This window comes from Sphingomonas sp. (genome assembly GCF_048594985.1).
In the GTDB taxonomy this organism is placed as follows: Bacteria; Pseudomonadota; Alphaproteobacteria; order Sphingomonadales; family Sphingomonadaceae; genus Sphingomonas_I.
Genome location: NZ_JBMDXG010000026.1, coordinates 1 through 7761 on the forward strand (window position 1 = coordinate 1; position 7761 = coordinate 7761).

9 protein-coding genes are annotated in these 7761 nt (G+C 67.7%); 7 read left to right on the forward strand and 2 right to left on the reverse strand.

The window, feature by feature from the left end:
• Nucleotides 1-309 precede the first annotated feature (309 nt).
• From ACOJSF_RS00945 to ACOJSF_RS00965, 5 genes are all read left to right on the forward strand, one after another.
• The gene (locus ACOJSF_RS00945; RefSeq protein ID WP_420140370.1) at nt 310-1104 is read left to right on the forward strand and encodes an MlaE family ABC transporter permease; all 795 of its coding nucleotides are present in this window, start codon (nt 310-312) and stop codon (nt 1102-1104) included.
• Nucleotides 1104-1859, forward strand: coding sequence for an ABC transporter ATP-binding protein (locus ACOJSF_RS00950; RefSeq protein WP_420140371.1), 756 nt, complete (start codon nt 1104-1106; stop codon nt 1857-1859). Before ACOJSF_RS00945 ends, ACOJSF_RS00950 begins: the two co-directional genes overlap by 1 nt.
• A gap of 29 nt (nt 1860-1888) precedes the next feature.
• Nucleotides 1889-2425, forward strand: a complete 537-nt coding sequence (locus tag ACOJSF_RS00955; RefSeq protein ID WP_420140372.1) for a peroxiredoxin — start codon at nt 1889-1891, stop codon at nt 2423-2425.
• 44 nt (nt 2426-2469) lie between these two features.
• A complete protein-coding gene (locus tag ACOJSF_RS00960; RefSeq protein ID WP_420140373.1) occupies nt 2470-2952 on the forward strand; it encodes an SH3 domain-containing protein in 483 nt (160 codons plus the stop codon).
• A gap of 265 nt (nt 2953-3217) precedes the next feature.
• On the forward strand, nt 3218-3802 hold the full coding sequence (locus tag ACOJSF_RS00965; RefSeq protein WP_420140374.1) for a PEPxxWA-CTERM sorting domain-containing protein: 585 nt from the start codon (nt 3218-3220) through the stop codon (nt 3800-3802).
• 104 nt (nt 3803-3906) lie between these two features.
• Here ACOJSF_RS00965 and ACOJSF_RS00970 read toward each other — a convergent pair whose 3' ends face one another.
• Nucleotides 3907-4368, reverse strand: coding sequence for a GNAT family N-acetyltransferase (locus tag ACOJSF_RS00970; protein WP_420140375.1), 462 nt, complete (start codon nt 4366-4368; stop codon nt 3907-3909).
• A gap of 107 nt (nt 4369-4475) precedes the next feature.
• The gene (locus tag ACOJSF_RS00975; protein WP_420140376.1) at nt 4476-5930 is read right to left on the reverse strand and encodes an MATE family efflux transporter; all 1455 of its coding nucleotides are present in this window, start codon (nt 5928-5930) and stop codon (nt 4476-4478) included.
• Between the two features lie 84 nt (nt 5931-6014).
• Between ACOJSF_RS00975 and ACOJSF_RS00980 the strand changes: the two genes are divergently transcribed.
• Together ACOJSF_RS00980 and ACOJSF_RS00985 are read left to right on the forward strand one after the other, a co-directional pair.
• Nucleotides 6015-7121: a Gfo/Idh/MocA family protein gene (locus ACOJSF_RS00980; RefSeq protein ID WP_420140377.1), complete on the forward strand. Its 1107-nt coding sequence runs from the start codon at nt 6015-6017 to the stop codon at nt 7119-7121.
• A partial coding sequence (locus ACOJSF_RS00985) for an SMP-30/gluconolactonase/LRE family protein (protein ID WP_420140378.1) occupies nt 7118-7761 on the forward strand: 644 nt, incomplete at its 3' end. The genes ACOJSF_RS00980 and ACOJSF_RS00985, both read left to right, overlap by 4 nt.

The following is a 7761-nucleotide window of genomic DNA, read 5'->3' on the forward strand; positions in this document are numbered from 1 at the left end:
GATCGCGCGCGGCATGCGCCAGGCGGCCGCCGACATCCGTGCCGAGCCCGACATGCCCGACCAGGTCCGCGCGCGTCTGGTGACATCGTTCGAGCGCGCCGCCGCCCGCGCCGAGGCAAAGGCAGACCGCTAAAGCCGGCCGGATCGAGGGGACAACGCCTCCGCGATCCGGCGGCCTGGCAGCCACCCTCCGGCCCCCGCAGCGTGGCCCCTCCCCCACGTCCGATAGCGCGTGCGTCGGGACATAAAGAGGCTTTCGCGCAAAGCAGGTTGCCGAGCGCCCCCGCCGCCCGCTATCAGCACCGTCGCATGGCATCTTCCAGCAGCGCCGTTCTCGCCCCCTTCGCCGCGATCGGCCGCGTCATCATCGCGATGTTCGCGGCGGTGGGCCGCGTCGCGCTCTTCGCCGGACGGACGTTCGTCCGCGCCGCCGCCCCGCCTTATTACCCCGCCCGACTGCTGGAGCAGCTCGCGCATATCGGCTGGTTCTCGCTGCCGGTGGTGGGCCTGACCGCGATCTTCACGGGCGCGGCGCTCGCCCAGCAGATCTTCACCGCCGGATCGCGCTTCTCCGCGCAGTCGACCGTGCCCGCCGTGGTGGTGATCGGCATGGTGCGCGAACTCGGACCGGTGCTGGTCGGCCTGATGGTCGCGGGGCGCGTCTCCTCGGCGATGGCGGCGGAGATCGGGACGATGCGCGTGACCGAGCAGCTCGACGCGCTCGCCACGCTGCGCACCGATGCCTATCGCTACCTGATCGCGCCGCGCCTGGTGGCGGCGGTGATCGCGCTGCCGCTGATGGTGCTGGCCGCGAACGCGATCGGCATCTTCGGCGGCTGGCTGCTCGCGGTGCAGAAGCTGGGCTTCAATTCGGCCCATTACCTTGCGATCAGCCGGCGCTATCTGGCGTGGGACGATTTCCAGATGGCGATGGTCAAGGCCGGGGTGTTCGGCTTCCTGCTGGCGCTGATGGGCTGCTATCACGGCTATCATACGGCGGGCGGCGCGGCGGGCGTCGGCAATGCGACGCGCAATGCCGTGGTGTCCGCCTTCATGCTGATCCTGGCATCCAACTTCCTCATCACCGCGTCGGTGTTCGGCTGATGCCCGAGCCCAAGATCCTGCTCGACGGCGTCAGCAAGGCGTTCGGGCCGACCCGCGTGCTCGACGGCGTCAATCTGGCGATCGAGCCGGGCGAAAGCCTCGCGATCATCGGCCAGTCGGGCAGCGGCAAATCGGTGACGCTGAAGTGCATCCTCGGCCTGCTCCAGCCCGATTCCGGATCGATCAAGGTCGACGGCGAGGAGATCGTCGGGCTGGCGGGCGTCGCGCTGGACCGCATGCGCGCCAAGTTCGGGATGCTGTTCCAGGGATCGGCCCTGTTCGATTCGCTGCCGATCTGGCGCAACGTGACGTTCGGCCTGACGCAGGGGCGCGCGGTCGACGGCGCGCGGATGCGCCAGGTCGCCGAGGAGAATCTGGAGCGGGTCGGGCTCGACGCGCGCATCCTCAACCTGCGCCCGAGCGAGCTGTCGGGCGGCATGCAGAAGCGCGTGGCGCTGGCCCGCGCGATCGCGCCGCGCCCCGACATCATCTTCTTCGACGAGCCGACGACCGGGCTCGACCCGATCCGCGCCGACGTGATCAACGACCTGATCGTCAGCCTGGTCGATGATCTGGGCGTCACCGCGCTGACGATCACCCACGACATGGCCTCCGCGCGCAAGATCGCGCACCGCGTGGCGATGCTGTACCAGGGCAAGATCGTGTGGTGCGGGCCGCGCGACCGGCTGTACGACAGCGGCAACCCTTATGTGGACCAGTTCGTCCAGGGACGCGCCGACGGCCCGATCACCTGAGGCGGACGCGAGAGACCGGGAGAGCATGAATGCTGGGGCGTGAAATTCCGGACGTGACGCTGAAGACCCGCGTGCGCGACGAGAGCGTGGGCGGCCCCAATCCCTTTCGCTGGCAGGACCGGTCGACGCGCGAGCTGTTCGGCGCGGGCCGCGTGGTCGTGTTCGCGCTGCCCGGCGCGTTCACGCCGACCTGCACGACCGAGCAATGCCCCGCGTTCGAGCGCCTCTATGACGACCTGCGGGACGCGGGGGCGGACCAGGTCTATTGCCTGTCGGTCAACGACGCCTTCGTGATGTACCAGTGGGGCAAGTCGCTCGGCCTCAACAAGGTCGTGCTGGTGCCCGACGGATCGGGCGCATTCACGCGGCGGATGGGAATGCTGATCAACAAGGATCATCTCGGCTTCGGCGCGCGCTCGTGGCGCTATGCGATGGTGGTCGACGACGGAGTGGTGACCGGCTGGTTCGAGGAGCCGGGCATCAACGACACGGGCGCCGACGACGACCCCTATGGCGAAAGCGCGCCCGACCGCGTGCTCGACTGGCTGAAGGCGCACCCGCGCTGAACCGAACGGTCGCCCGGCGGGCCCGTCTGCGCTAGGGGCGGCACATGATCCGTCGCCGCACCCTGCCCGCCCTCGCGCTGCTCGCTTTCCTCGCCTCGCCGGTCGCGGCGCAGGAACGGGCGGTGCCTTATTGGGCGTCGATCGCGGCGGGCAAGGCGATGATGCGCACGGGGCCGGAGCGCACCTATCCCGGCATCTGGCTGTACCAGCGGCGCGACCTGCCGGTGCGCGTGCTGCAGGTGATGGGCGCGTGGCGACGCGTGCAGGAACAGGACGGGACGACCGGCTGGATGCTCGCCACGCTGCTCAGCGCGCGGCGGACGGGGATCGTCACGGGCGGGATCCAGCCGATCCGCGAGGAGGCGTCGCCGGACGCCAGGTTGCTGTGGCGCGCCGAACCGGGCGTAATCGGGCGGATCGAGACGTGCGACGGACGCTGGTGCCGGGTCGCCATCGCGGATCGACGCGGCTTCATCGAGCAGGCGGTCTTGTGGGGGATCGAACCGGGTGAGACGATCGAGGATTGAGCGGGCGGGTTAGTCCGAAGTGCTTTCGAACAGATCGCATCGCGAACGTCTGGCGGCCCGTAAAAGTCGCGCGGGCTTCGTGCAGTCGGCTCCCGCTGGACTCCTTCCTCTTTTCAAGGACATGCGCGTTCGCTGACCGCTCCACTCTGTTCGAGGACCATCGGGAGCGGCATAGCCCTGGATATTGTCTGTTTTCCGCGCCCGTCGTAAGAGGCCGACAGGACGGAACATGCCGGCACGGGCATGACCGACGGGGGAGGAAAGTATGAAAGCGTTGCTTTGTGCGTCGGTCGCGCTGGCGTCCTCTATCGCCGCGCAGGGACAGGCCGCGACGTCGATCAATGTGCAGTTCGATTCGGGGCCGAAGCGGGTCGAGCGGACCTGCTACGATTATCCGACGAATACGCTGTACGATTGCTCCTACACGGCACGCATGACGGGGGAGATGGCGTTCAACGTCGCCGATCTCGACGAATTCGGCGATACGTTCGCGGGCGACGCCTGGATCACGCTGCTGCCCAGCAGCTTCACCTTCTGGTCGCCGGGGCCCGCGCTGACCGAGTGGAACGGCGCGGTCGACTTCGCCGCGATCGACTTCGCGGCCGCGCCGGCGGGGCTGCTGGTCAAGGGCACGGGATCGGTCAATTATACCGAGCTCGACACGCCCTTCGACTTCGGGACGCAGGCGCGCTTCACCATCACCGGCTCCGATGCCGCCGTGAACGCATTCGCGAATTTCAGCTATGTCAGCCTGGGTTCGGTGCCCGAGCCGATGTCTTGGGCAATGATGGTCGCCGGTTTCGGCCTCGTCGGCGGGGAGTTGCGGCGTCGGCGGACGGTTACGGCGTAAGCCATCGGGATCGGCCGTAAAGCCGTACCGGCAGTTGCGGCATCGAGTTTCAACAACCCTATTTTTGGTAGCTCACTGCCGCGCCGCGACCGGCAGGCGCTCGGTTAAGCGAGTTCCAGGTGCAGAAACTGGTTGAAGTCGCTCGGTTCGTACCCGCCGAAGGCAGCGCCGTTCACGAAGCCCCGCCGCCGGTATAGAGCAAGCGCGGGCGCGAACGCCGGTCCGCTGCCCGTCTCCAGGCTGATCCGGCGAACCCCTCTTGCCGCTGCGGCTGAAATTATTGTCTCCAGAACTGCCGCGCCTGCCCCCTTCCGCAGGAACTCCGGATGCGTTCGCATCGATTTAACCTCGGCGGTATCACCCGATACCATCTTCAAGGCGCCGACCGCAGCCACACGCTCCCCGACCCACGCCGTCCAGACGGTCACGTCCGGCGCGCGCAGCCCGGACAGATCGAGAGCGAAGACATGCCCGTGCGGCGAGCTCGCGTGCATTCCCGAGAGATGGAGCGCCAACAAGTCGCGCGTTTGCGGATTTGTCAGGTCGTCCTCGCGAACCTCGAACACTCACCGCCTCCCAGTAACCATGGCGAGGAGCATGTCGGCTTTGGCGGCGCTGATCAATCAAGCCGGGTGGATTGGGCTGAGGCAAAGGCCCCCGCCCGAACCATGGCCTAGCTCGTCGGGTTGATCCGGCCGCCGGGCTCGGTCGCCGCCTTCGCCTGTTCGGCCGCTTCCTCGCCCGGATGAACGAGGCCGGCGATCATGCCGGGGGTCCGCCAGTTGCCGAAGCGGTAATAGAGCGCCGCCAGCACCAGCGAGATGGTCGAGCCGAGCGGGAAGCTCCACCACAGGATGTCGATCCCGTAGCGGGGCAGCAAAGCCGCCGCGAAGCCGATCCGCCCGGCGAACACGCTGACGCACAGGATCAGGAGCGGCGCGTAGACGGCTCCGTTGGCGCGCACGGTCGAGAACAGCACCAGAGTGACGCCGAAGGGCAGGAAGCTCCAGCTCGCGATGAACTGGATATGGCGCGCGATGCCGATCGCGGGGCTGTCCCCGCCCAGGAACAGCGCGAGCACCGGCCGATCGAACAGCAGGAGCGCGAGGATCAGCACGCCGGTCATGACGAGGTTGGCGATCACGCCCACGCGCGTGATCGGGCCGATCCGGTCCCACCGCCCGGCGCCGATATTCTGCGCCGCCATCGCGGACACGCCCGCACCGATCGCCATCGCCGGCATCTGCACATAGGCCCACAGATTCTGCGCGACGCCATAAGCGGCGGTGACCGCAACGCCCGCACGGTTGACCAGCCCGATCATCACCAGCGCCGACAATGTGAAGACGAGCATCTGGAGCCCCATCGGCAGCCCCTTCACGAAGATTACGCGCAGCAGCGCCCAATCGGGCAGGAGGAAGCGCCATTCGCGCCCGCGCAGCCGGATCGGCAGATCGCGCGCATAGATGTAGACCAGCCCCACGAGCAGCACGACGTAATTGGCGACTAGGGTCGCGGTCGCGGAACCCGCAATGCCCATGCGCGGAAACGGCCCGATGCCCCGGATCAGCAGGGGGTTGAGCCCCGCGTCGATCAGGACGTTGAGGACGATCAGCAGCAACGGCGTGAGCGCATCGCCGGTGCCGCGCAGCCCCATGCTGAGCAGCACGCCCAGGAACATCGGCGGCAGCGCGAGGAAGATGACGCGCAGGTAAGCGAGCGCGAGCGGCTGCGCCGCGTCGGGCGTGGCGAGCAGGCGCAGGAGCGCCGGCGACACCGCCCAGCCGAGCAAAGCCACCGCCACCGACACGATTGCGAACAGCCCCATCGTGGTGCCGAGCGCGCGGCGCGCCGCGACGATGTCGCCCGCGCCCATCGCCTGCCCGACGAGGATCGTGGTCGCCATGCCGAAGCCGAAGCCCAGGCTGAACATCAGGAACATGACGAGATTGGCGTTCGACGTCGCCGCGAGCGCGCCTTCGCCCAGGAAACGCCCGACCCAGATCGCGTTGATCGTGCCGTTGAGCGACTGGAGCACGTTGGCCAGCAACGTCGGCACGGCGAAGCGCAGCAAGGTGGGCGCGATCGCCCCTCTGGTCAGATCGTGCGGGCCTTGAAGAGCGGACATGTACGACCGCTAGCCCATTTCCGTGCCCCCGGTAACTCGCTACGTGAAGCAGGCGGCACGAGACCGGAACAGGAGAAGCGGGCGATGACCACGATGAACAGGCGTCAATCGATTGCAGCGGCGGGCGGACTGGCGGTGGCGAGCCTGGCGGGCGGCGCGGCGACCGCGCAGACGCCGGACCGCAAGATGGGCTATGCGATCGTCGGGCTCGGCTATTACGCGGTCAACGTGATCATGCCGCAGTTCAAGAATTGCCAGCACAGCAAGCTGGTCGCGGTGGTCAGCGGCGATCCCGAAAAGGCCAAGCGCCTCGCGGCGGAATATGGCCTGCCGAAGCGGGGCATCTACAGCTACGACAATTACGACAGCATCAAGAACAATCCGGACGTCGACATCGTCTATGTCTGCCTGCCCAATTCGATGCATGCCGAATACACCATCCGCGCCGCCAAGGCCGGCAAGCACGTGATGTGCGAGAAGCCGATGGCGATCTCCTCCGCCGAATGCGAGGCGATGATCGCGGCGTGCAAGCAGGCCGGCAAGAAGCTGATGATCGGCTATCGCAGCCATTTCGAGGCGACCAACCTGGAGGCGCGCAGGCTGGCGAACAGCGGGGCGATCGGCAAAAGGCGCTATTTCCGGTCGGAGCATGGCTTCGTCCAGCGCGATCCGTCCAAGTGGCGGCTGAAGAAGGCGCTGTCGGGCGGCGGATCGATGATGGATATCGGCATCTACGCGCTGCAGGCCGCGCGCTACATGACCGGCGAGGAGCCGATCGCGCTCTACGCCCACGAACAGACCGACAAGAACGACCCGCGCTTCACCGAGGTCGAGGACATGATCGAGTTCGAGCTGGAATTCCCGTCCGGCGTGATCGCGTCGTGCATGTCGATGTATAGCGCCAACCAGAACCATTATATCCTGATGGGCGATCAGGGCCGGATCGAGCTGGAACCGGCGACGCGCTATACCGGCAACCGGATGTGGACCGGCAAGGACGGGCGCGAGACCGAGGTGACGTCGCCGCCGGGCCCGGGATCGACGCAGTTCGCAGGACAGCTCGACCACCTTGTCCAGTGCATCCGCGAGAATCGCGAGCCGATCGTCGGCGGTGAGGAAGGGCTGCGCGACATGCGCCTGATCGAGGCGATCTATCGCTCCGCGCGCGAGCAGAAGCGGATCACGCTGTGAGCGTCATCCTCGACCGGCGCACGCTGATCGGGACCGCCGCCGCCGCACTGATCGCCGGGCCGGTGCTAGCGCAGAAGGCCAAGCCGTCGGTCCGCCGCCTGTCGCCCAAGCTCCACCGCATCGTCGCGGCCGATGTGGCGATCGAGACGATCGCGACCGGGATTACTTGGGCGGAAGGGCCGGTGTGGGTGGCGCGCGACGGCGGCTACCTGCTCTTTTCCGATCCGGGCACGAACATCATGCGCCGCTGGTCGCGCAAGGCGGGCGTGTCGGTGTTCCTCCAGCCATCGGGCACGGGCGGGCTCGATCCCAAGCTGGTGCGCGAGGCGGGCTCGAACGGGCTCGCGCTCGATCGATCGGGCGCGCTGCTGATCGCCAATAGCGGCGGCGGATCGATCGACCGGGTCGACCTCGCCACCAAGCGGCGGACCGTGCTGGTCAGCCGCTACCAGGGCAAGAGGTTCAGTAGCTGCAACGACCTGACCGTCAGCCGCTCGGGCGCGATCTATTTCACCGATCCGCCCTACGGCTTCACGCAGGGCGACAGGTCCCCGCTGAAGGAAGCGGGCCAGAACGGCGTCTATCGCTGGGCGCCCGGCGGCGCGGCGGTGCTGGTGACGGGCGAGCTCGGCCGCCCCAA